Origin of the sequence: uncultured Kushneria sp., assembly GCF_947497025.1 — a bacterium.
In the GTDB taxonomy this organism is placed as follows: domain Bacteria; phylum Pseudomonadota; class Gammaproteobacteria; order Pseudomonadales; family Halomonadaceae; genus Kushneria.
The window spans coordinates 297,259-320,231 of record NZ_CANMFC010000003.1 but is presented as its reverse complement, the minus strand read 5'-3'; the positions used below and the strand labels follow the sequence as shown (position 1 = coordinate 320,231).

Genomic DNA, 22,973 nt, shown 5'->3' with positions numbered 1-22,973 from the left:
ACCGTTTGACGCAAGCTATTGGCTATTGATAGCAACCGTTATTACCGGTGATCCCCTTGGGTGATGATCAATCAGATGAGATGTTTCGGTGATCCGCCAGAGCGGACATGATTTAACACGGTTTAAAAACCAGCCGTATTATAAGGAGCCGGAACATGAAAAACCACATGAGTTACAAGGGATTCACATGAAGGCGGGGGGACTCCTGGACCAAAGTCCAGGAGAAAATGCGCTCGTTTCAGTTTGGTGAAGGAAAGGAAGGAAGTCGCGCATGTGCCATGTGCTGTACCAGGCGAATCACCTGAGCGCTATATCCAAATTCATTGTCGTACCATACATATAGCACGATATTTTTGCCGTCAACGATAGTGGCCTTGCCATCCACGATCCCGCCATGACGATTACCCACGAAATCCGATGACACCACTTCAGGCGAATCGACAAAGTCGATCTGGCGACGCAGCTTCGAATCAATCGACATCTGGCGCAGATAGCCGTTGAGGGATGCCCTGTCGCAAGCCTTCTCAAGCGTCAGATTCAAAATGGCCATGGAAACATTGGGAATAGGGACACGAATGGCATTGCCGGTCAGTTTGCCGGCAAGCTCCGGCAGTGCGCGTGCCACCGCTTTTGCAGCACCTGTTTCGGTCAACACCATGTTCATGGGGGCACTTCGGCCACGACGCTCGGCCTTGTGGTAGTTATCAGTCAGATTCTGATCATTGGTGTAGGCATGTACCGTTTCGACATGACCACGCTCAATGCCATAACGATCCGACAGGCATTTCAACACCGGCACAATGGCGTTGGTGGTACACGACGCCGCAGACAGAATCTGCTCGCTTTCATCGGCATCATGCTCATTGATGCCGTAGACGATATTTTTGATATCGCCCTTGCCCGGCGCTGTCAGCAAAACGCGCGCCACACCCTTCGAGACCAGATGCTTCTCGAGTCCTTCCCGATCACGCCACTTGCCGGTGTTGTCCACCACGATGGCATTGTCGATACCATAAGCCGTGTAATCGATGCTTTCCGGTGATTCGGCGCGAATGAACTGGATATAGTTGCCATTGGCAATGATGGCGTCGTTGTCATGATCCAGCGTCAGCGTGCCGGGAAAAGGCCCGTGAATGGAATCACGTCGTAACAGGCTGGCACGCTTTTCCAGATCGGAGCTGTCTCCACGCACCACAACCGCTCGCAGTCGCAGCGTTCGCCCACCACCGATTCGCTCGATAAGAAGCCGGGCCAGCAAGCGACCGATACGACCAAAGCCATAAAGCACCACATCGCGTGGCGGCTCTGAAGCCCCCTTACCCTGCTGACCCACGACAGGCGCAAGCGCCTGTCGCAGAAAGCCCATCACATCGCGCTCGCCGCTGCGCTTGTACGCCACGGCAAGCTTGCCGATATCGATATGAGCAGGGCCGGGCTCAAGCTCGATCAATCGTTTGACAAGAGCGAAGGTGTCGCTGACCTCGAGCTCGACATTTTCAGCGTGTCGGGCATAGCGATGATGCTTTAATAATTGAATGACCGACTGGTTGACCATCGAACGGCCATACATCAGCGGCACCACCTGACAGGTTCGATAGAGACGCCCCAATAGTGGAATCATCTCTTCGGCCAGCGCCTCCTGTGCCTGCCACTGTTGCAGACACGTTTCTTCTTTTTCCATACTCACGTCAGGTTTCCTTGCAGTGATCGAAAACCTGCAGCGCCTGCCCTTTTTTTAATTGATATCCATTTTGGTATCGTGGGCACTCTCTCGGCAGCTGCAATCTTAAGCTGGCGGCATTATCGAAAGAGCGTCGCCTCCTCACAATGGTTGTGTAGTCGCAAATATGTAGCCTGACTACACCAAAGGATCGGTTGACAAGTGTTCCGTGCGGCACCATGACTGGTCACGAGCGTTTTATCGATACCCGAAACCACATCATGAGCGCCGCCACGACAGGACGTGATACGGCACAATAGCCAACTCAAATGTCCCGGGAATGACAGACTTCAAGGCAAACCTCTTCCATATCGACGATACTGTCCGCATTTTGTCCCTGTGCCCATCGATCTGAAGTGAACCATGCCATCGCATAGCCACATCATCAGCCCTCTCTCGCCCCCTGCGCTTGCCCCTGCCCGGGAAAACACACGCTGGCGACTGCCTGAAGGCAGCGCTGATGCCCTTGCCATGGCCCATCTGGCCAGCGCAGAGAAAACACCCCTGCTCGTGATCACGCCGGACTCGGCGAGCGCACAGCGCATGGCGCTGGCACTGCGCTTTTTCAGCCATCAGGAGGTTCTGGTCTTTCCTGACTGGGAGACCCTGCCCTATGACAGCTTCTCGCCCCATCAGGACATCGTCTCGGAACGGCTTCGCACCCTACGCCAGCTCCAGCATCAGTACCAGAGCATCATACTGGCCCCGATCAACACCCTCATGCAGCGCCTGCCGCCAACCGACTATGTGGCCGTCCAGGCACTGCATCTGGAAAAAGGCATGTCGCTGGACCGTGAGCATTTTCGCGGCCAGCTTCATCGGGCCGGTTATCGTGCCGTCGAAACCGTTTACGAACCTGGTGAGTATGCCTTTCGCGGGGCGCTGATCGATCTCTACCCGGTGGGCAGTGAACAACCGCTACGTATCGATCTTTTTGATGACGAGATCGATACGCTGCGTCATTTCGACCCGGACACCCAGCGTTCGAGTGAACGCACCGAGCGAATCGAGTTACTGCCGGCGCATGAATATCCGCTGACTCAGGACGCCATCGCCCGGTTTCGCGAAGGCTTTGAGACGCTCTTTGATGTTGATCCGCGTCATTGCCCGCTTTATCTGGATGCCCTGCAGGGCATTCCCTCTCCGGGACTTGAGCAGTATCTGCCACTGTTTTTTGAACACACCTCAACGCTTTTTGACCATATTGGCGATCAGCTGCGCTGTGCCCTGATGCCGGGCAGCTTTGAAGCCGCCGAAAGTCACTGGCAGTCCATCACAGGACGGTTTGAAAATCTGGGCGTTGATCCCACCCGGCCGCTACTCCCCCCGGCAAAGGCTTTCGTGCCGGTGGCAGAGCTTTTTGGACAGATTAACCACTACCCACGGCTTCAATGGCGCACCGATGAGGAAGGCACCCTTGTTGAGGGTGCTGCGCTGCCCGACATTGCCATCGATGCGCGCGCAGCCAGACCGCTGGCGTCGCTGGAACAATTCCTGAAAAGTCATGATGATCTTCGCGTGTTATTTGTGGCCGAATCACGGGGCCGACAGGAGGCTCTGCACGAGACTCTGGCACCGCTGAACCTTTCCATGGGTGACACAAACAGCTGGCAGAGCTTTCTCGACACTCGTCAGCCTTACGCACTCGTTGAAGGTGGCCTTGAGCGCGGGCTCTGGCTTGAAAGCGAAAAGCTGCTGGTACTGACCGAAACCGAGCTGTATGGCGAGATCGTGCGTCAGAGCCGGCGCCGCAGTCGTGCCACGGACGACAACGAGCTGGCCATACGTCATCTGTCCGAACTCAGGGAAGGCGCACCGGTCGTCCACAAGGCGCATGGTGTCGGCCGCTATCTCGGACTTGAAACCCTGCACGCCGGTGGCATGCCGGCCGAGTTCCTGACGCTGGAATACGCAAGCGGCGCACGACTCTATGTACCGGTCGACAGCCTCCACCTGATTTCACGCTATGCCGGCGCCAGTGATGAAAGTGCCCCCCTGCACAAGCTGGGCAGCGATCAGTGGGAAAAGGCACGGCGCAAGGCGGCCGAGAAGGTTCGAGACACGGCAGCCGAACTGCTGGATGTCTATGCGAGGCGTGAGGCGCGTGAAGGCTTTGCCTGTGAGCCGCCGGGGCAGGAATATGCTCGCTTTGCGGCCACTTTTCCCTTCGAGGAAACGCCGGATCAGCGCATGGCCATTGACGCCGTCATTCATGACATGACCTCAACCCAGCCGATGGACCGCGTCATCTGCGGCGATGTCGGCTTTGGCAAGACGGAAGTGGCAATGCGAGCGGCCTTTCTGGCCGTCCAGTCCGGCCGGCAGGTGGCCGTGCTGGTGCCGACGACACTGCTGGCACAGCAGCATTTTGACAACTTCCGTGACCGCTTTGCCGATTCGGCCATCAATATCGACATCCTGTCACGCTTTCAGGGCGGCAAGCTGCAGTCGCAGACGCTGGAACGTCTCAATGATGGTCGCATCGATATCGTCATTGGGACACACAAGCTGCTGGGCAAGGAGCTTGAGTTCGCCAATCTGGGGCTGGTCATCATTGATGAGGAACATCGCTTCGGTGTTCATCAAAAGGAAAAGCTCAAGACGCTTCGTGCCGAAGTCGACATTCTGACCCTGACCGCCACACCGATCCCGCGAACGCTGTCGATGGCCATGAGCGGTATGCGCGATCTCTCCATTATTGCCACACCGCCGGCGCGACGGCTGTCGGTCAAGACCTTCGTGCAGCAGCGTAATCAGGCCGTCCTCAAGGAGGCCGTACTGCGCGAACTGCTGCGAGGCGGCCAGGTCTACTACCTGCACAATGAGGTCAAATCGATCGAAGCCACGGCTGAAAAGGTGCGCGAACTGGTGCCGGATGCCCGCGTGGGTGTCGCCCATGGCCAGATGGCCGAGCGCGCCCTGGAGCGTGCGATGTCGGACTTCTATCATAAGCGCTTCAACGTGCTGGTGTGCTCGACCATCATCGAAACCGGCATCGATGTCCCCAGCGCCAACACCATCATCATCGAGCGTGCCGACAAGTTCGGCCTGGCCCAGCTCCACCAGCTGCGTGGTCGTGTGGGCCGCTCACACCATCAGGCCTACGCCTACCTGCTCACCCCGCCGCCCAAACAGATTACAGCGGATGCGACCAAGCGTCTGGAAGCCATTACTCAGGCAGAAGATCTGGGCGCAGGCTTTGCGCTTGCCAGCCACGATCTGGAAATTCGCGGTGCCGGGGAACTGCTGGGCGAAGAGCAAAGCGGTCAGATCGAGACCATCGGCTACAGCCTTTACATGGAAATGCTCGACCGCGCCGTCAATGCCATTCGCAGCGGCAAGACGCCCAATATTGAAGCGCCCATGTCGGAAGGCGTGGATATCAGTCTCGGACTGCCAGCGCTGATCCCTGAAGATTACATGCATGACGTTCAGCAGCGTCTGGTCATGTACAAGCGCATCAGCAATGCCAAAAATGATGGAGAGCTACGTGAATTGCAGGTCGAAATGATCGACCGCTTCGGGATGCTGCCGGAGCCGGTCAAGCATCTTTTCCGCCAGGCCACCCTTCGCTTCAAGGCCGAGCGCCTGGGTATTACGCGCCTGGAGGCGGGAGACAAGCGTGGACGTATACAGTTTGGTGCCGATACTTCGGTTGATCCCATGACGCTGGTCAACATGATGCAGAAAGCGCCCGACCAATACCGCCTTGATGGCGCTGACACTCTGCGCTTTGAAAAACCCATGGAGACGGCCGAGACGCGCTTTGCCGCCATTGAATCCCTGCTGGAACATTTCAACCAGAAGTCATGACGCCCTCACGGCGTCCGTCGGGCACAGAGTGTGCCTGACACAGACGACAAGGGCCGGCCTTGATGGCCGGCCCTTTGGGCCTCATTCATGCAGCGCCCTATCTCGCATGCCGGCGTCGCGGGCTCTGACCTCCAGGGGACTCGCCAGCCGTGATCAGAGTCCGCGCGGAGCAAAGATGCCCGGGGCGTTACGCCAGTAGCCCTTGTAATCCATCCCAAAACCGAACACATAGCGGTCCTCGACTTCCAGGCCGCAATAGTCCGCCTTGAGGTCAGGCACAGCCTTGCGGTCGTGCACCTTCTCGACCAGCACGGCCGATGACACACTGGCCGCACCCGCCTGATGGCAATATTCGAGAATGGCGGCAAGTGTTGCCCCCTCATCCAGAATGTCGTCCACGATGACCACGTGTCGCCCTGCCATGGGAATTTCGGGGGAGACGCGCCAGAACAGCTCACCACCGCGCAGGCCGCCGCGATAGCGCGTGGCATGCAGATAATCCACCTCAAGCGGAAAACCAAGCCGGGTTAACAAATGACCGGTCGTGATCAGCCCGCCATTCATCACACAGTAAAACACCGGCATGCTGTCAGAGAGCGACTGTGTCAATTGCTCTGCCATGTCATCCAGCGCCCTTTCAACCGCAGGAAGATCGATCAGGCAATCCGCCTCATCCATCAAAACCTTCATATCGTTGTGATACTGGGCTATCTCAAGGTGACCATCATGCTGTTCAGGCATCGCCATCTGACTCACTGTTCTGTTCGGTATCAAAGGGGGCACTCTGCCCCTTGTCCTTTTTCCGCGCTCGGCTTCTGGTGCCTGACCGGGAATTTTGAGGGTCGCTATCCTGGCGGGAATCCTCCTCGGACTCAAGATCATCCTGCCCCACCCCATTACTGAGACGCACTTCATCGGGGACATAGACCCTCGAAGCAGGCAGGGCCAGTTCTGCGCCGTGGCGATAGATGATGTCGCGCACCGAGAGCAGTATGCGCTGCCGGGTCTCGTTGTAGCGTTGCCAGTCAGTGACACTACTCAACGCGTAGATCATCAGGTTCAGCGAATAGTCACCATACCGACTAAAGGTCACCGTAATCAGCTCGTCGCTGTTGATCTCGTTATCCTGATCGAGCATCTGGCGTATGTCAGTGGTGATCGACTCGATGGCCCCGGCATCCTGATAGCGGATACCGACGTTTTCCCAGAGAAGGCGGGCCTGCATTCGTGAGGGCGTCTCGATGGTAATCCGGCTGAACGCCGCATTGGGCACATAGATGGGCGGCCCGGCAAAGGTACGGATACGGGTCAAACGCCAGCCGATATCCTCCACGACGCCTTCAATCTCGCGATCGGGGGAACGTATCCAGTGTCCGACCTGAAAGGGTTTATCCAGATGAACGACCATGCCGCCAAAGAAATTGGCCATGACATCGCGCGCGGCAAAACCGATCAGAATACCGCCGGCACCACCCACTGCCAGAAGGCTCGACACCGATACTCCCAGCATCTGAAGGCCCAGTAACAGCACCACGATCAGCGTCAGCGCACCCACAATCTTGGTGACTGCTGAAGCAGAGGTCTGATCTACTGGTTTGGCGCTTGAATGGGCCGGTGGAAACACCAGACGCTGTTCAAGGCGCTGCATGAGACGCACCTCGACCCAGAATATGATGGCCAGTGTCGAGACCCCGAAAATGAGACTGGCATAGGAAGTGATGCCAGCGATATCGAATCCCTGAGCCACCAGGGCCAGTATGGCGCACAGCCCTCCGAGCCATAACCACAACCGTAGCGGCCCACGAAGTGCATGCAACAGCGCGTCATCCCAGCGCCTCGGGCTCTTGTTCAGGCGACGCTCGAGTCGACCCAGCAGAAAAGCACAGACCAGATCAAACAGTAGCACCAGCAGCACGACCAGAATGATCGTCAGTACCCAGCCGGGCAGCCCAAAATAGCCCGTGGCCCACTCTCGGGTATTTTCCAGCAATTGCTGCCAGTAATGGGTGGCCTCCGATCCGCTGGATTGAGAGCCGCCCGATGATGAGCCACCACTGCCGGATTGCTGCGCCATTGTGTCCTCTCTTCAGGTAGGGAGATTCGCTAACCGCTCTCTGGTACGGTGCCAGCGCGGTTGTTCCTTCAGCGTCGCAAGATCAACGATGCCGCCGGCAAAGCGTAGTCGTTCCAGACGACGCTGTACCAACGGCTCCCTCATGGGCGAATGCAGCGTCTGGCGGGCCTCGGCCGCCCCTTCCGGGTCATTACACAACAGGACCAGATCACAACCTGCCTCGAGTGCTGCCATGACGCGCTCACCGGGGCCGCCCGCCATGGCCGCCCCTTTCATGGAAAGATCGTCGGACACAATGACACCTTCAAAGCCGATGTCATGGCGTAGATAGTCGAGCCATCGCCGCGAAAATCCAGCCGGTCGATCATCAATCCGGGTAAAGCGCACGTGGGCCGGCATGATGCCGGTCAGCCGGTCAGACAGCGCACGAAAGGGAATCAGGTCATGAGACTCGAGCGCTTCAAGTGTTCGGGTATCTTCCGGCATCACAAGATGTGAATCGAGCGTGACGCCACCGTGGCCCGGAAAATGCTTGCCGACGCTTGCCATACCGGCTTCCTCGAACCCTTCAATAAAGGCGCCCGCCAGCGCTGTCACATGTTGCGGATCATCGGAGAAGGCACGGTTGCCGATGGCCGGGCAGCGCGCATCGTCTAGATCCAGCACCGGTGCAAAGGAAAAGTCCGCACCACAGGCCGCCATTTCCATGGCCAGCAGCCAGCCGGTATCCCGGGCAAGCACCAGTGCTTCATCGGGCATCCGGCGATAGTACTGACCCAGCCGCGCCATGGGCGGCAGAGTGGTAACGCCATTGCGAAGACGCTGAACACGCCCTCCTTCCTGGTCAATGCCGATCACGATGTTCGAACGACATCGACGAATGTCATCACACAGCTGACGCATCTGCTCGGGGGACTCAACATTACGCGCAAAGAGGATGATACCCCCCACGCAGGGGTCGGACAGCCAGCCACGCTCCTCTTCATTCAGATGCGTGCCCTCAATGTCACACATGAGAGGCCCACCAAAGATTTCAGCCCGGGAGTCGATCATGAGTGCGTTCCTGTTCTGGGATGGGAAATCACATGGCTGCTCGGATGAGAATCCAGCATGGTACTAGAGTCGACATCACTAACCGGAGCACGCAGGGCATGCAGCGCGACCGGCTTCAATCGTTGAGCCAGCTCTCGAATCGTGACGCGCTGATGATAGTCATGCTCTGCGATATCGCGCAGCGTGTTGAGACCGGATAGCGTAAAGATGACCGACCCCAGCATGAAATGCAGCCGCCAGAAGCGTTCATCGTTGGCCAGTTCCGGGGTCGCCTGCCTGAGAAGCTTCAAAAAGCGCGAAAAGATATCGCCATAACGGCTGCGAAGCTCATCGCGAAGATGGCGCTGGGCCTGCGAATAGGCAAGCCCCAGAAGCTTCATGAAGGTTCTGAGGTCATGACTTTCGGAGGGCATTTCCAGAACGCTGCCAAAAAGCGTATCGAGCAGCCCATCAAGGTCTGATGCTTTCGCCTCGTCTGTCTCGAGCACATCCAGTCGTTGATGGAGATCCGCACTGAAAGGGTCCAGATATCGGAAAAACACCGCCTGTATCAGGGCCTGCTTGGAGCCAAAATGATAGTTGACAGCGGCCAGATTGACTTCGGCGCGACCGGTGATTCGCCGCAGCGAAGTTTCGGAAAAGCCATATTCTGCAAACAGTACTTCAGCCGCATCAAGGATTCGGGTCACGGTATCGGATGGCACCATGGAAAATATCAGTTCTCTGTCATGAAAATAAAACGTGCAGATCAGACAGCGATGGTATCACCATTGGTCGCCGCCACCTGCACCGGAGACAGTATCGAAGCGCTTGCATTGACCTGATGACTGGATACAATCACATACTGTATACATCAACAATGGCCACTGCACATGACACGACCGTTGACCGCACGCCAACAGGCCGTATTCGATTTCATTGCCAGGACCATCAGTGAACTCGGCTACCCGCCCACGCGTGCCGAAATTGCCGGCGCCCTGGGGTTTCGCTCACCCAACGCCGCTGAAGAGCATCTGCGCGCCCTGCGCAAAAAGGGTGTCATCGAGATGATCCCTGGAACATCACGCGGCATTCGTCTTTCTGCTCAGGTGCAGGTCGCTCAGGAACAGGAAAACGTCATCACAGGTCTGCCCGTCATTGGGGAAGTGGCGGCCGGCAGTCCGATCCTTGCCGCCGAACACATCTCACGCTATTGCCCGATGCCGGCCGATTTTTTCAATCCGGGCGCCGATTATCTGCTTCGAGTTCGCGGTCTTTCCATGCGTGATGCCGGTATTCTTGATGGCGATCTTCTGGCCGTCCATCGCACACATGATGCCCGTGACGGGCAGGTTGTGGTGGCACGACTGGGAGACGATGTGACGGTCAAGCGCTTCAAGCGCCAGGGCAGCATCGTTAGCCTGATTGCTGAAAACCCCGATTTCGAACCCATTACAATTGATCTAACGCGCCAGAGTCTGGACATCGAAGGCGTTGGCGTCGGTGTCATCCGGGGTGGTGACGGTAACAGCCTTTAAACCTTCCTTTTGTCCCGTGTGGTGATGCGCCAGGGGGCGTCACCGCACGCGCGGCAACATGAGCCGGGCCCTGTCCAGCGCCATTCCGGTACGCTGATAGATATCCATCATCAGATGGCACTCATCATCGCGCATCCCCATCGGACGAGCGTCTCCAAAAAGACGTGTCAGGTCACGCATGGCTGCCAGACGACTTGATGGCCGACGCTGGCATTTCTCCAGATCCACAAGGGCCGTGTGTGCCCTGCCATCATCATCAAGACTCACCAGCACTTCCTTGGGATAGAGGTGCCCATGCTTGTAGCCACTTTGATGCAGCCTGATCAAATTTTCCGCCAGCGCCTGAAAGATGGCAGCGCGCTGTTCCAGTGCGTCGCGGTTGGCCAACAGCATGGCCTGCAGACTCTCATAACCGAGTAGCGCTTCGGTCACCATCACGGCCTGCCAGCCCTGCCTGTCTTTCCGGGCCTTGAAAAAGACAGGAGCCGGCGCGTTCACGCCAAGTTTCTGACACCGCTTAAGCCCCTGCCATTCACGCACTGTCGTGGGCCGGCCCAGCGGATAGCGCAGGCTATTAAAAAGATGACCGTGCTGAATCTTGACGTAAAACGAAGGCCCCTGCGGGTCGGGGCTTACAAACCGGACGCCGCTGAGGCCGCCCTTTCGCTGATTGGGAGGCTCTACCCATTCTCCTGGTGCCTGCCACCAGAAGTCAAAATCGCCCTGCAGGCTCTGTGACACAACGCATTCATTCCGGTTTTTCAGGTACAAGGACCTGAAACGCCGATACCCGCGCATAAACGGGTATCGAGCAGATCAATATAATGATACCGGATCAGTGAATGGCAGCAGGCTCGGGCGCATCAATAGCGTCATCTTCATCGGCCAGTACAGAGCGGGAAATCAGGTGATCCAGCATCTCACGGGCAACATCAAATCGATGATGGCGCAGTAGTTCCAGCGTCTGGGATGAAAAGCGAATGCTGGCCAGAGGCTCGATCTTCTCATCGGTGTCGGCGGCTCGGAGCACAAACTGCCCGTCTTCAAGCTCAACAATTTCAAATACGGCCGCTTCAGTCATGTGCCACCCCACTGATCCGATCAGCGAACAACATTAACGCAATGTTAAGGGCACCTGACGACAATGTCACGTTTATCAAATACAAGGAATTACCATTCATAACTGGTTTCACGAAGTCTTGGGAGTAGTGCCCGAAAATCGTCAAGACACTTTTCCAGCTCCCGATGAAGGGGCTCATTCTGGCTGGAGGCAATCATGTTGTCATGGCGGCGAAGCTGTGCGGCGCCGCCTTCATCATGGAGACGATCCAGCAGCTGCAGCAGACGGGCCAGCCAGCTGTCGGGCTGCGCCACAAGTGCTCGCAACAACTCGATTTCGGCGACCGGTGCCGGTGGCTGATCCAGCACCGTACGCCAGTGCATCAAGGGCCAGCGACAGGTATGGGCGATCTCCTTGATCGCGCTTTCAAGCGCCATTTCAATCATTGAAAGCGCCCCCTCTTCGAGGGCCCGACGTCTGGCATCGGCATGCTCATCATTGCCTGCCGGCTGCTCCAGTAACAGCATGGCCTGATACAGCAGCTGATTGGTACGCCCCTGATGGCTCATGAGACCTGCTTCCCACCCTTGCTGCCCTTTTTGGCACCCGGGCTCTTTCGGTTGTCTTCGACCTGCCAGCGATCACCATCCCACAGTGCCTTCCAGCCAGTCGCCTTGCCATCCTCTTCAGTCAACACGTACTGACTTTTGGTCTTGCGGGAGAACCGAATCTGAGCCGGATGACCGTCCGGATCATGGTCCGGTGCCTGCAAAAGAAAGTGGTACTTCTCAGGCAGTGCCTCGGCATGCGGTTTGATTTCGCTGACCAGCGGCGGTCGCGTCTCACGATTTTTCGGGAACTGGCTGGCCGCCAGGAAAAGACCACTGGCACCATCACGCAGCACGTAATGGTCATCCACCTTCTGGCAAGCCAATTCCGGCATCGGAATCGGATCCATCTTCGGCGGGGCCGGTTCGCCACTTTTCAAAAGCTTGCGGGTATTCTTGCACTCGTCATTGGTGCAGGCGAAGTATTTACCAAAGCGCCCCGTACGCAGCTGCATTTCCGAGCCGCACTTGTCGCACTCGATGGTCGGGCCTTCATAACCCTTGATGCGAAAGTGACCCTCTTCGATTTCGTAGTAGCCATCATCATCGTTACTGATGTGGATCTTGCGCGTCTCATCGATGAGGTAGCTGTCCATGGCCGTGCCCGTGTTCGGGTTACGGCGCTTGGCACGCAGGGCATCGGTCTCGGCGTTTTCATCGGCGTCTGCCGGCACTGCCTCATCGCCCGGCAGCAGGTCGATGGTGGTCTTGCAGCGCTCCTTGGGCGGCAGGTTATAACCTGAGCAGCCCAGAAAGACCCCGGTCGAGGCAATACGAATCTGCATTGGTCGCCCACAGGTCGGACACTGGATATCGGTTTCGACCGGCTGGTTGGGGCGCATGCCCTCTTCGCCCTCGGCATGCTCAAGGCGCGCACGAAAATCACCGTAAAAGCTGTCCAGCAGCTCACGCCAGTCGCGCTCGCCATCCGCGACATGGTCAAGCTCATCTTCCATCCGTGCCGTGAAGCCGTAATCCAGCAGATCCTGGAAGGACTCCGTCAGTCGGTCGGTGACGATTTCACCCAGTTTCTCGGCATAGAAGCGACGGCTGTCCAGCTTGACGTAGCCACGCTCCTGGATCGTGGAGATGATCGCCGCATAGGTCGAGGGTCGACCGATGCCACGCTTTTCCAGCTCCTTGACGAGGCTGGCTTCGGTGTAGCGTGCAGTCGGCTTGGTGAAATGCTGCTTCGGTTCGAGCGTTTTGAGCTCAAGACGCTCTCCCTTGCCCAGATCCGGCAGCTGCTGATCCTCTTCCTTTCTGGACGAGGGCTTGAGCACCCGGGTGTAGCCATCAAAGCGCAGCACACGCCCCTTGGCACGCAGCTCGAAATTCTCGACTTCGATGGTCAGCGTGGTCGACAGATACTGGGCCGGCACCATCTGGCAGGCCAGAAACTGACGCCAGATCAGCTCGTAGAGACGCTCGGCATCACGCTCCATGCTGCCAAGGTCGTCGGCCCGGCGGCGAACGTCGGTCGGCCTGATTGCCTCGTGGGCTTCCTGGGCGCCGGCCTTGCTGGAATAGATGTTGGGCGATTCGGGGAGATAGTTGCTCCCCATCTCCGCTTCGACGTAGTCACGCGCCATGGTAATGGCATCGGCCGACAGGTTGGTCGAATCGGTACGCATGTAGGTAATGAAGCCTGCTTCATACAGGCGCTGCGCCAGAGTCATGGTCTTTTTGACCGAAAACCCGAGGCGGCCGCTGGCAGCCTGCTGCAAAGTAGACGTTATAAAGGGTGCACCGGGCTTGCTGGAAGTCGGGCGATCCTCCCGGCCGGTAATGACATAATCGGCCTTTTTGAGCGGTGCGATCAGTGAGGTGGTTTGCGCCTCGCTAACGGGTCGGAACGTCTGACCCTCATGGCGTGCCACTTCAAAACGCACGGTATCGCCGCTGGCGGCTTCAAGATCGGCATGCACGTCCCAGAACTCTTCGGGCGTAAAGGCGCGAATTTCGCGCTCTCGCTCAACGATCAGACGTACTGCCACGGACTGAACGCGGCCGGCGGAAAGACCCCGGGCAACCTTGTTCCACAGAAGTGGCGAGACCATGAACCCCACGACCCGGTCCAGAAAACGTCGAGCCTGCTGGGCATGCACACGATCAAGCTTGAGCTCACCGGGCGTTTCGAACGCCTGAGCGATGGCATTTTTGGTGATTTCGTTAAACACCACACGCCGATAGCGTGACTCATCGCCGCCGATGGTTTCCCGCAAATGCCAGGCGATCGCTTCCCCTTCGCGGTCAAGGTCGGTCGCGAGATAGACGGCATCGGCCTTCTCGGCGAGCTTTTTGAGCTCATCAACGACCTTTTCCTTGCCTGGCAGGATTTCGTAGTTCGCCTGCCAGTCATTTTCAGGGTCAACGCCCATGCGGCGAATCAGTTGATCATGACTCTTGCGCTTTTTATAGACCGCCTTCTCTTCGGCAGACATCTTGCGCGTGGCAGCCGCCTGTCGCGCACGCTCGGAAGGGTCAGTGGCGTTTTTGCCACTACCACTGGTCGGCAGATCGCGAATATGACCCACACTCGATTTCACGATGAAATCGTTGCCGAGGTACTTGTTGATGGTCTTGGCCTTGGCCGGCGACTCGACGATCACCAGTGACTTGCCCATAGATCTCCGTCTCTTTTGCCGGCCCTGCCGACACTGTCATGTCAGAAAAGCAGCGTGTGTGAGCGTCCGTTGATCCGGACTGGTTCAGACACCCTGAAAATGCGACTACCCTACCCTGGCCTTATCCACGGCGCCACCGGTTAAAAACGGTGCATGACAACGACTCTTTATCACTGACACCGCCCGGGCTTTTCATGACGCATCGAATGCTTCGACATTCTCCGGAGTCTCATCAAGACTTTGGCGAGTAGCCGTCGCACCCGAAGGGGTGAAGAAGGTATAGTGAATACATTCAGCCACCGCATCAGGAGAATGCTTCATGACAAAAGCGACTGCCGGTCCGATTCGCCGCACCAAGATTGTCGCCACCCTTGGCCCCGCCAGTGACAAGGAAGGCGTCCTCGATGCCATGGTGCACGCAGGCGTTGATGTTGTTCGAATCAACTTCTCCCATGGCAGCGCCGAAGACCATCGTCGCCGCGTGATGGCCGTGCGTGAAGCGGCCAAAAACCAGCAACGCAACGTCGCTATTTTGGGCGACCTGCAGGGCCCCAAGATTCGTATCGCGCGTTTCGTCAACGGCTCGGTCGAGCTTGAAAACGGCCAGAATTTTGCCCTCGATATCAATCTGGGCCGCGATGATGGCAACGAACACCAGGTCGGCTGTGACTACAGGGAACTCGCCGACGACGTCAAAAGCGGCGATGTGCTGCTGCTCGACGACGGCCGCGTGGTGCTTGAAGTCCAGCACGTCGATGGCGGACGCATTGAATGCACGGTCAAGGTGGGGGGCAAGCTCTCCAATAACAAGGGCATCAACAAGCAGGGTGGCGGCCTGTCGGCAGCGGCATTGACCGACAAGGATCGCGAGGACATGAAAACCGCGATCGATCTGGAAGTCGATTTTCTGGCGGTTTCCTTCCCCCGCTCCGGCGCCGACATGCAGCTGGCTCGCGATCTGCTCGGCGAGGCCGGCAAGAATATTGCGCTGGTCGCCAAGGTCGAACGCGCTGAAGCCGTGGCCAACGAAACCACGCTTGATGAGATCATTATTGCCTCCGATGCCGTCATGGTGGCCCGTGGCGATCTGGGCGTAGAAATCGGCGATGCGCAGCTGATCGGCGTCCAGAAACGCATGATTGCCCGTGCTCGTACGCTCAATCGCGCGGTCATCACGGCCACGCAGATGATGGAATCGATGATTGAGTCGCCGCTGCCGACGCGTGCTGAGGTCTTTGACGTCGCCAACGCGGTCCTTGATGGCACCGATGCCGTCATGTTGTCTGCCGAAACGGCCGCCGGCAGCTTCCCGGTCGAAACCATTGAAGCAATGAACCGCTGCTGCATGGGTGCCGAGCGCGAACGTGCCGCTCAGGAATCCAAGCACCGCATGGCCGATGAGTTTCATCGCATTGATGAAACCGTGGCCCTGTCGGCCATGTACGCGGCCAACCATCTCGAGGGCGTGGCAGCCATCGCCTGTCTCACCGAGACCGGCTACACCCCACTGATCGCCTCGCGTATTCGCTCCGGTCTGCCCATCGTTGCCCTGTCGTCGCATCCGCGTACGCTGCGTCGCATGGCGCTTTATCGCGGTGTCTTTGCCATTGAGTTCAATACCGATGACATGCCCAATGCCGAGGTCAACCAGCGCGCCGTCTCCGAACTTGAAAAGCGCGCCCTGGCCAACCCGGGCGACTATGTCATCCTGACCCGCGGCGACCACGTCAGCGCCCAGGGCGGCACCAACGCCATGAAGATTGTTCAGGTCGGCGAACATATCGGCTGATCGGCTTTTGCAGGATTGCTTCACAACATTGAAAAAGGCCTTCATCTGGAGGCCTTTTGTGCTTTCTGGCACCTGCACTGCGCATGACGAACCTGCACAACCTGTTATGCTAAAGGCCCAGTATCCACCCTTCGATACGACGCGCCACGCTCGACAGGCTCGATGACACCGGCAACTGCCCCTCTACCACGGCCACCATCATCAAAAGCCCCAGCATGGCATCAAAGGCATCCTCACCATCAGCCCGCTCGCCAAACCCTGACAGCAGCGATGCTTTCGCCTGCGTCTGCCATTCGATTGGCAGTTGGCTATTCAGGAGTCGTTGACAGGCATCGAGACGATCGGTTTGCCGCCGTTTGCTCTGGCGCGCTGACAACTCGGCGCCCACCCGGCGGGCAGCCAGCGTGGGCCAGGTTTCACACACAATGCAGTGACGCGTCTGCGCCAGCGTTGTCAGCTCACCATCAAAGGGCCAGAGCGCAGCCCCCTGCGCCACGGCCGGTCTGATCACGTCCTGCCAGCCGGTCTGAGCAGCCTTGCCGACCTGATTGGCCCCCAGCGTCCAGAACAGAGGACAGGGCTTGCGCCCGGGCATGGCCCGCTCACACGCTCGACGCAGTGCGTCGAAACTCTCCACATTGAGCGCCTGCGTCAGATCCGACTGTTTCACCCCCTTTCGGGCATGACGGGGATAAAAGGGTCGTGTCAGCGAGATCTCTTCCACTGCGCCTGCCGTATCAAAAAAATCCCGCCATCGTGCCGCCTCAAGCATGTCCAGCCATAATCTGAAATCGGTCACATCAACCTGTTTGGCCCACTGACCTGGTATCCCAATGGGAAAATCAAATCCGGCAAGCGTTGTTCCCTGTGAAGGCGACAGCAGGACCTTGTCGCGCCAGACCTGAAGATTGTCGATGCGCACCGGATCACGGATCTGCCACAGACCATTCATGCGCCATGCCTCGGCGTACCAACGCTTTGAAGGCGACAGGCTCCAGTCGGCATGCAGCAGTCGGTCAATCCCCGCAATGGCCATCAGTCGCTGTAGATGCCTGCGGCTCCGGACGACGCAAAGGCCCAGCACTCGTGGATGTCTACGGGCAGCGTACGCCCCTCGGACAGCGGCGGCAGATCGTCGAGGTCAAAAAAGGCCGCGGCATCTGTCTCATTATTGGGCACGAACTCACCGCCCTCATGGGTACAGACATAAAAGAGCTTGTAGATATGATCCGGTGAATAGTGCGCATAAGGATGCAGGCTGCGATCCTTGAGCATGGCCAGACGCGGCTGACTTGCCCGGTGCCCGGACTCCTCGACAATCTCCTTTAACACGTTGGCACTGGGACCTTCGTTGACATCGGCCCAGCCACCGGGCAGCGTCCAGAGTCCGTCCTTGATTTCACGCACCAGCAGCACGCGGCCGCTGTCGTCAAAGACCGCACCGCGCACATCGACCTTGGGCGTGGCATACCCTTGATCAGGAATGATCAGGTTTTCGATTTTTTCGATGGGCACATCGCCGAGCACAGCAAACATCTGGTTGGTCAACGCCTCCAGCTGATGATAGCGCTCCAGCTCATACTTGCTGTCAGTATAGGTCTGCCCGGTCTGGGCAATGGATCTAAGCGATTTTGCAAAGGCTAACCAGTCATGTGTCATGCGATATCTCTCTTGCTCTCCATCATGCCTGTACGACCATGAGCCCAGCGACTGGCATCCGCTGCCATCATGGTCCATGATTGGTGGCTGACAGTCTAGTGGATGACGCATCACCGTGCGTTCGTTAATCAAGGGAGAAACCATGAAAGCCATTGCCACACGCGGTGCCAGCGACATCAACGCACCCGGTGCCTTCGAAAAGATCGAGATCGAGCGCCCCGCGCCTGAAGGTGAGGACGTTCTGGTTCGTATCGAGGCCATTTCGGTCAATCCGGTGGATACCAAGGTGCGTGCCGGAGCACTGGGCGAGTTCGGTGAGCCGACCATCCTGGGCTGGGATGCCACCGGTATTGTGGAAGCGGTCGGCGAACGCGTCAGCGAACTGTCTGTCGGCGAGCGTATCTATTACTCGGGCGAGGTTAATCGACCCGGCTGCAACGCCCAGTACCAATTGATTGATTCTCGTCTGGTGGCCCGCGCCCCTCAAACGCTGGATATCGAGGAAATTGCTGCCATGCCGCTGACGGCGCTCACGGCCTGGGAGGCGCTTTTTGACAAGCTGCGCCTGGCGCAGGATAGCGGTGATCATGGCGACCAGACGCTTTTGATCATTAATGGCGCCGGGGGCGTGGGTTCGATCGCCATTCAGCTGGCCCGCCAGCTCACCGGCATCCGCGTGATTGCTACCGCCTCGCGCGAACAGTCGGTCCAGTGGTGCCGCGAAATGGGCGCGCATGACGTGATCGATCATCACGACCTGATCAACGAGCTCAAACGACTTGATCTGGAAGAGGTCGACTACATCTTCAACTGCCACGACATTGGCGTGCACTGGGACAATATGGTCTCCCTGATCAAACCGCTGGGTGAGATCGTGGCCATTGCCGAGACGAAACAGCACGTGGATCTCAGTGCCCTGCAGGGCAAGGCGGCCAGCTTCCACTGGGAGTTCATGTTTACCCGCCCCCTGCATGATGTGCAGCGAGAACAACAGGGTGCCGCACTGGCCACTATGGCGCGCCTGCTCGATGAAGGCAGGCTGCGCAGCACGCTGGGAGAAATCGTTGGGCCGCTTAATGTCGAGAACCTGACCCGCGCCCATCAGATGCTGGAAGAGGGTCACACCATCGGCAAGCTGGTCCTGACTGCCATGAACTAACGCCACCACCATGGATTAAAAACGCCGGCCCCGGGCCGGCGTTTTCGTGAGGCGTATCACACTCTGGACGAACTACCCTTGCGGGGTCGCACCCTGCCAAGCGCACGCGAGATCACGGGAATGCGCAATAGCATCAAAATAACACCGGCCAGCGCATAGCCACTCCACTGGGTCATATCGGCACGCACCACCCAGAAAAAGTGCAGAAGCACCAGCGCCAGGGCGATATAGACCAGCCGATGCAAAAACTTCCAGCGTTTGCCGAGGCGTTTCATCGAATACCGGTTGGAGGTCACCGCCAGCGCCAGCAGCATTAAAAGCGCGGCAAATCCGACAATGATATAGGGCCGACGCTGTAGATCCTCTCCCAGTGCCGAAAATTCAAGGCCGAGAATGAACAGCAGATAGCTGGTCAGGTGCAGAACGCCGTAGCTGAAGGTCCATAGCCCCAGCTGCCGGCGAATGAGCGCAAACCCTTTCCAGCGGGTCAGTTTCATCAGCGGCGTCAGACTCAGCGTCAACAGCAGCAGAATCAGCGCGCACTGACCGAAATTGAGCAGCAGGTATTGACCGGGTTCAGGGCCTGCCTGCCCCATCGCCACTTGCCCGGCCCACCAGAGAAAAGGCAGCAGCGCTGCCACAAATACCGCACATCGCCAGAGTCGCATCAAAAATACTTCCGCAGGTCCATGCCCTTGTAGAGAGACGCAACCTCGTCTCCATACCCATTGAACATCTGCGTATCGATCATGTTGGTACTGAACAGACTATTGGGCAGACGACGCTCTCGTGCCTGGCTCCAGCGCGGGTGATCCACGTCCGGGTTTACGTTGGAGTAAAAGCCGTATTCGTTGGCATTGATGGTCGGCCAGGCCGTGGGGGGCTGCTCCCTGACCAGCGAAATACGTACGATCGACTTGATGCTCTTGAAACCATATTTCCACGGCACCACCAGGCGCACGGGTGCACCGTTCTGATTGGGCAGCACACGCCCATACATGCCCACGCTCAGAAGGGTCAGCGGGTGCATGGCCTCATCCATGCGCAGCCCTTCCTGATAGGGCCAGTCGATGAGCCCGAAGCGTGATCGTTGCCCGGGCATCTCTTCGGGTCGCATCAGGGTCTGAAAGCGCACAAATTTCGCATCGCTGGTCGGCTCGACACGCTTGAGAAGGGCAGACAGCGGCACGCCCATCCAGGGGATAACCATCGACCAGGCCTCGACACAGCGCAGCCGATAGATACGCTCTTCAAGCTGCTGTTCGCCCAGCAGCTGATTCACATCCAGCGTACCGGGTCTGGCCACCTCGCCGTCAATCTCGATGGTCCAGGGTTCGGTGGTCATGCCACCTGCGTGCTTGTAGGGGTCATCCTTGCCGGTGCCAAATTCGAAGAAATTGTTATAGTGCGTGGCGTCATTAAACGGTGTGAGCTTGTCGTCTTCCCCTGCCGTTACCGCCTTCCATTTCGTATTTTCGATACGCGAGGCAAACCATTCGGGACGACTGCCCTGCTCGACATCGTCATATTGAGAGGCTGCCCAGGCACCGCGCGGTAGTGCCGCCGCCATGCCAAGGCCTGCCACGCCGGCCATGAAATGGCGGCGCGCATGATAGACCGATTCTGATGTGACCTCGTTTTCACCGATGTGGTGAGGCTTTCGTGTCTTGATCAGCATGACACCCTCTACTTGACGATCGTTATGGTTACTGACCGTTACATCAGGGGATAGTTTCAAACATCCAGGCAGGATACGCCACTACTGGAGACGACAACGCCCGGCAGTACCGGGCGTGACAAATGATCCATGACCAGTGTTTGACTCTTCGAGGCTCAGGACACCCTTTCACCATGTGCCTGCTTGTCGGCATGGTAGCTTGAACGGACCAGAGGACCTGACGCGACATGCTTGAAGCCCAGTTCGCGACCCTTTTCGGCAAACCAAGCAAAGGTGTCGGGATGGACCCAGCGATCCACCGGCAGGTGGTTTCGCGACGGCTGCATGTACTGACCCAGGGTCAGCATGTCGACATTATGGGCGCGAAGATCACGCATGACCTCGACCACTTCTTCGTCGGTTTCACCGACACCCAGCATCAGACCTGACTTGGTCATCACTTCCGGACGGACTTCCTTGTAGCGCTTGAGAAGATCCAGCGACCACTGATAGTCGGCACCCGGGCGGACGCGACGATACATCGACGGCACCGTTTCGAGGTTGTGGTTAAACACATCCGGCGGCTCCTGGCGCATGATGTCAATCGCCTTGTCCATGCGACCACGGAAATCAGGCACAAGCACCTCGACTTCCAGATCGGGGCTGCGCTTTCTGATCTCTTCAATACAGTTGTTGAAGTGCTGCGCGCCACCATCGCGCAGATCATCGCGATCCACGGAAGTAATCACGACATACTTCAGACGCATCTCTGCAATGGCTTCTGCCAGTTCCCGCGGCTCGTCTTCATTGAGCGCGTTGGGGCGGCCGTGCGCCACGTCACAGAACGGACAGCGGCGCGTGCAGATATCGCCCATGATCATGAACGTGGCCGTGCCGCCATTGAAGCACTCACCAAGATTGGGACAGGACGCCTCTTCGCAGACCGTTACCAGCTTGTGGCGGCGCAGGGTTTCCTTGATGCGGGTCACCTCTTTCGAGATGGGCATGCGTACCTTGAGCCAGCTCGGCTTGGTCGGCAGGGTCTCGGTCGGAATGACCTTGACCGGAATACGGGAAACCTTGTCGGCGCCACGCAGCTTGACGCCTTTTTCGGCCCGTTGTTTGGGGGTGGTAGCAGTCGTCTCGGTCATCAGTTTGATCCTGTTACTCGAGAAATGTGGGTCAGCACCCCGGGTGCGCTCACCATCTCCTGAAGCTCGGGGTTGCCGAGTTCAGCGGCAAAGGCTCCGAGCAATCCTTGTGCTTCACGCGCCATGTCCGGTGGTTGCGACAAAAGATCGCGAAGCTGTGTCATTCTCAGCCCTGCATAGCCGCAGGGATTGATATGGTCAAAGGGGGAAAGGTCCATATCGATATTAAAGGCGATACCGTGAAAGCTGCTGCCTCGCCGAATACGCAGCCCGAGTGAGGCAATCTTGGCCCCGTCGACATAGACACCCGGCGCATCCGGTTTCGAACCGGCGTGGATACCGTGTTCGCCAAGCACACGAATGACGGCATTTTCGAGGGCATTGACCATGGCACGCACCCCGATGCGTCGCCTTTTGACATCGATCAGCGGGTACATGATCAGCTGACCGGGCCCATGATAGGTGACCTGTCCACCGCGGTCACTTTGTACCAGCGGAATATGGCTGGAACTCAGCAGATGTTCAGGCTTGCCGGCACGCCCCTGAGTAAAAACGGGAAAATGCTCCACCAGCCAGATCTGATCCTGGGTTGTGGCATCCCGCTCATCGGTAAAGCGACGCATCGCCTCCCAGATGGTGGTGTACTCACATACTCCCAGACAATATACGCCAATGGGCTGATCATCCAGGCTTGTATCACTCATTAATCCTACCTCTGGGAGCGCCGGCAACAACGCCTGTCAGTCGCTGGCGATCAAAGCACCATCTGAACACGGCCGGTCGCCTTGAGCGCAACGAACAGATCGTTGAGTTGCTCTTCTCCGGTCGCGTAGATAGTGACATGCAGTGAACGATACTTGCCGTTACGACTATCGCGATGTGTTACTTTCGAACGATCAAACTCCGGAGAAAAGCGCTCCACGATATCGAGCATGTCGCGATCGAATTCCACGTCATTATTCCCCACAATCTTGATGGCATAATCACAGGGAAACTCGATTTTAGGCGCCTCCTGTGTTTTGTTGCCATCGCCGGGGGACGACAGGATAGCGGCAGGCTTTTGAGATGAAGGCCTGGACATGAGAA

The 22,973-nt window shown here is 57.8% G+C and carries 20 protein-coding genes; 4 read left to right on the top strand and 16 right to left on the bottom strand.

Annotated elements, in window-relative coordinates; all coding sequences use genetic code 11:
• Positions 1 to 238: 238 nt before the first annotated feature.
• Positions 239 to 1,687, bottom strand: a complete 1,449-nt coding sequence (locus tag Q0931_RS07235; protein WP_299258746.1) for a glyceraldehyde-3-phosphate dehydrogenase — start codon at positions 1,685 to 1,687, stop codon at positions 239 to 241.
• Positions 1,688 to 2,083: 396 nt separating this feature from the next.
• On the opposite strand from Q0931_RS07235, the gene mfd reads away from it, so the two are divergent.
• Positions 2,084 to 5,533, top strand: coding sequence for a transcription-repair coupling factor (mfd, locus tag Q0931_RS07230; protein WP_299258744.1), 3,450 nt, complete (start codon positions 2,084 to 2,086; stop codon positions 5,531 to 5,533).
• 153 nt (positions 5,534 to 5,686) lie between these two features.
• Here the strand turns inward: mfd and Q0931_RS07225 are convergent, their stop codons facing one another.
• The 4 genes from Q0931_RS07225 to Q0931_RS07210 are packed head-to-tail and all read right to left on the bottom strand — an operon-like array spanning position 5,687 to position 9,367.
• The gene (locus Q0931_RS07225; protein ID WP_299258742.1) at positions 5,687 to 6,274 is read right to left on the bottom strand and encodes a hypoxanthine-guanine phosphoribosyltransferase; all 588 of its coding nucleotides are present in this window, start codon (positions 6,272 to 6,274) and stop codon (positions 5,687 to 5,689) included.
• Positions 6,267 to 7,607, bottom strand: a complete 1,341-nt coding sequence (locus Q0931_RS07220; RefSeq protein ID WP_299258740.1) for a mechanosensitive ion channel family protein — start codon at positions 7,605 to 7,607, stop codon at positions 6,267 to 6,269. Before Q0931_RS07220 ends, Q0931_RS07225 begins: the two co-directional genes overlap by 8 nt.
• A 12-nt stretch (positions 7,608 to 7,619) precedes the next feature.
• On the bottom strand, positions 7,620 to 8,660 hold the full coding sequence (gene nagZ / locus Q0931_RS07215) for a beta-N-acetylhexosaminidase (protein WP_299258738.1): 1,041 nt from the start codon (positions 8,658 to 8,660) through the stop codon (positions 7,620 to 7,622).
• Positions 8,657 to 9,367 carry a TetR/AcrR family transcriptional regulator gene (locus Q0931_RS07210; protein ID WP_299258736.1) on the bottom strand — a complete coding sequence of 237 codons (711 nt, stop codon included), beginning with the start codon at positions 9,365 to 9,367 and terminating at the stop codon, positions 8,657 to 8,659. Before Q0931_RS07210 ends, nagZ begins: the two co-directional genes overlap by 4 nt.
• 165 nt (positions 9,368 to 9,532) lie before the next feature.
• Between Q0931_RS07210 and lexA the strand changes: the two genes are divergently transcribed.
• Positions 9,533 to 10,177 (top strand): transcriptional repressor LexA, encoded by a 645-nt coding sequence (gene lexA, locus Q0931_RS07205; protein ID WP_299258734.1) that lies wholly within the window; start codon positions 9,533 to 9,535, stop codon positions 10,175 to 10,177.
• Between the two features lie 39 nt (positions 10,178 to 10,216).
• Here lexA and Q0931_RS07200 read toward each other — a convergent pair whose 3' ends face one another.
• The 4 genes from Q0931_RS07200 to topA all read right to left on the bottom strand — a co-directional run bounded on the left by Q0931_RS07200 (position 10,217) and on the right by topA (position 14,472).
• The gene (locus tag Q0931_RS07200) at positions 10,217 to 10,918 is read right to left on the bottom strand and encodes a lipopolysaccharide kinase InaA family protein (protein ID WP_299258732.1); all 702 of its coding nucleotides are present in this window, start codon (positions 10,916 to 10,918) and stop codon (positions 10,217 to 10,219) included.
• Positions 10,919 to 11,012: 94 nt separating this feature from the next.
• Entirely contained in the window at positions 11,013 to 11,258 is a 246-nt protein-coding gene (locus tag Q0931_RS07195) for a hypothetical protein (RefSeq protein ID WP_299258730.1), read from the bottom strand.
• Between the two features lie 89 nt (positions 11,259 to 11,347).
• Positions 11,348 to 11,806 (bottom strand): DUF6586 family protein, encoded by a 459-nt coding sequence (locus tag Q0931_RS07190; protein ID WP_299258728.1) that lies wholly within the window; start codon positions 11,804 to 11,806, stop codon positions 11,348 to 11,350.
• Positions 11,803 to 14,472, bottom strand: coding sequence for a type I DNA topoisomerase (gene topA / locus Q0931_RS07185; RefSeq protein ID WP_299258726.1), 2,670 nt, complete (start codon positions 14,470 to 14,472; stop codon positions 11,803 to 11,805). Before topA ends, Q0931_RS07190 begins: the two co-directional genes overlap by 4 nt.
• Positions 14,473 to 14,791: 319 nt before the next feature.
• Here topA and pyk point away from each other — a divergent pair, with 319 nt between their 5' ends.
• Positions 14,792 to 16,261: a pyruvate kinase gene (pyk, locus tag Q0931_RS07180; RefSeq protein ID WP_299258724.1), complete on the top strand. Its 1,470-nt coding sequence runs from the start codon at positions 14,792 to 14,794 to the stop codon at positions 16,259 to 16,261.
• A gap of 109 nt (positions 16,262 to 16,370) precedes the next feature.
• On the opposite strand, the gene Q0931_RS07175 is transcribed toward pyk, so the two are convergent.
• Together Q0931_RS07175 and Q0931_RS07170 are read right to left on the bottom strand one after the other, a co-directional pair.
• Positions 16,371 to 17,297, bottom strand: a complete 927-nt coding sequence (locus Q0931_RS07175) for a hypothetical protein (protein ID WP_299258722.1) — start codon at positions 17,295 to 17,297, stop codon at positions 16,371 to 16,373.
• Positions 17,297 to 17,920 (bottom strand): NUDIX hydrolase, encoded by a 624-nt coding sequence (locus Q0931_RS07170; RefSeq protein ID WP_299258720.1) that lies wholly within the window; start codon positions 17,918 to 17,920, stop codon positions 17,297 to 17,299. The genes Q0931_RS07175 and Q0931_RS07170 overlap by 1 nt, the downstream gene beginning before the upstream one ends.
• Before the next feature lie 142 nt (positions 17,921 to 18,062).
• On the opposite strand from Q0931_RS07170, the gene Q0931_RS07165 reads away from it, so the two are divergent.
• Positions 18,063 to 19,079, top strand: coding sequence for a zinc-binding alcohol dehydrogenase family protein (locus Q0931_RS07165; RefSeq protein WP_299258718.1), 1,017 nt, complete (start codon positions 18,063 to 18,065; stop codon positions 19,077 to 19,079).
• A gap of 56 nt (positions 19,080 to 19,135) precedes the next feature.
• Here Q0931_RS07165 and msrQ read toward each other — a convergent pair whose 3' ends face one another.
• The 5 genes from msrQ to Q0931_RS07140 all read right to left on the bottom strand — a co-directional run bounded on the left by msrQ (position 19,136) and on the right by Q0931_RS07140 (position 22,968).
• On the bottom strand, positions 19,136 to 19,747 hold the full coding sequence (msrQ, locus tag Q0931_RS07160; protein WP_299258716.1) for a protein-methionine-sulfoxide reductase heme-binding subunit MsrQ: 612 nt from the start codon (positions 19,745 to 19,747) through the stop codon (positions 19,136 to 19,138).
• On the bottom strand, positions 19,747 to 20,757 hold the full coding sequence (gene msrP / locus Q0931_RS07155; RefSeq protein WP_299258714.1) for a protein-methionine-sulfoxide reductase catalytic subunit MsrP: 1,011 nt from the start codon (positions 20,755 to 20,757) through the stop codon (positions 19,747 to 19,749). The genes msrQ and msrP overlap by 1 nt, the downstream gene beginning before the upstream one ends.
• Positions 20,758 to 20,912: 155 nt before the next feature.
• Positions 20,913 to 21,887, bottom strand: a complete 975-nt coding sequence (gene lipA, locus Q0931_RS07150) for a lipoyl synthase (protein WP_299258712.1) — start codon at positions 21,885 to 21,887, stop codon at positions 20,913 to 20,915.
• Positions 21,887 to 22,591: a lipoyl(octanoyl) transferase LipB gene (lipB, locus tag Q0931_RS07145; RefSeq protein WP_299258710.1), complete on the bottom strand. Its 705-nt coding sequence runs from the start codon at positions 22,589 to 22,591 to the stop codon at positions 21,887 to 21,889. Before lipB ends, lipA begins: the two co-directional genes overlap by 1 nt.
• A 50-nt stretch (positions 22,592 to 22,641) precedes the next feature.
• Positions 22,642 to 22,968, bottom strand: a complete 327-nt coding sequence (locus Q0931_RS07140; RefSeq protein ID WP_299258708.1) for a DUF493 domain-containing protein — start codon at positions 22,966 to 22,968, stop codon at positions 22,642 to 22,644.
• Positions 22,969 to 22,973: the final 5 nt, after the last annotated feature.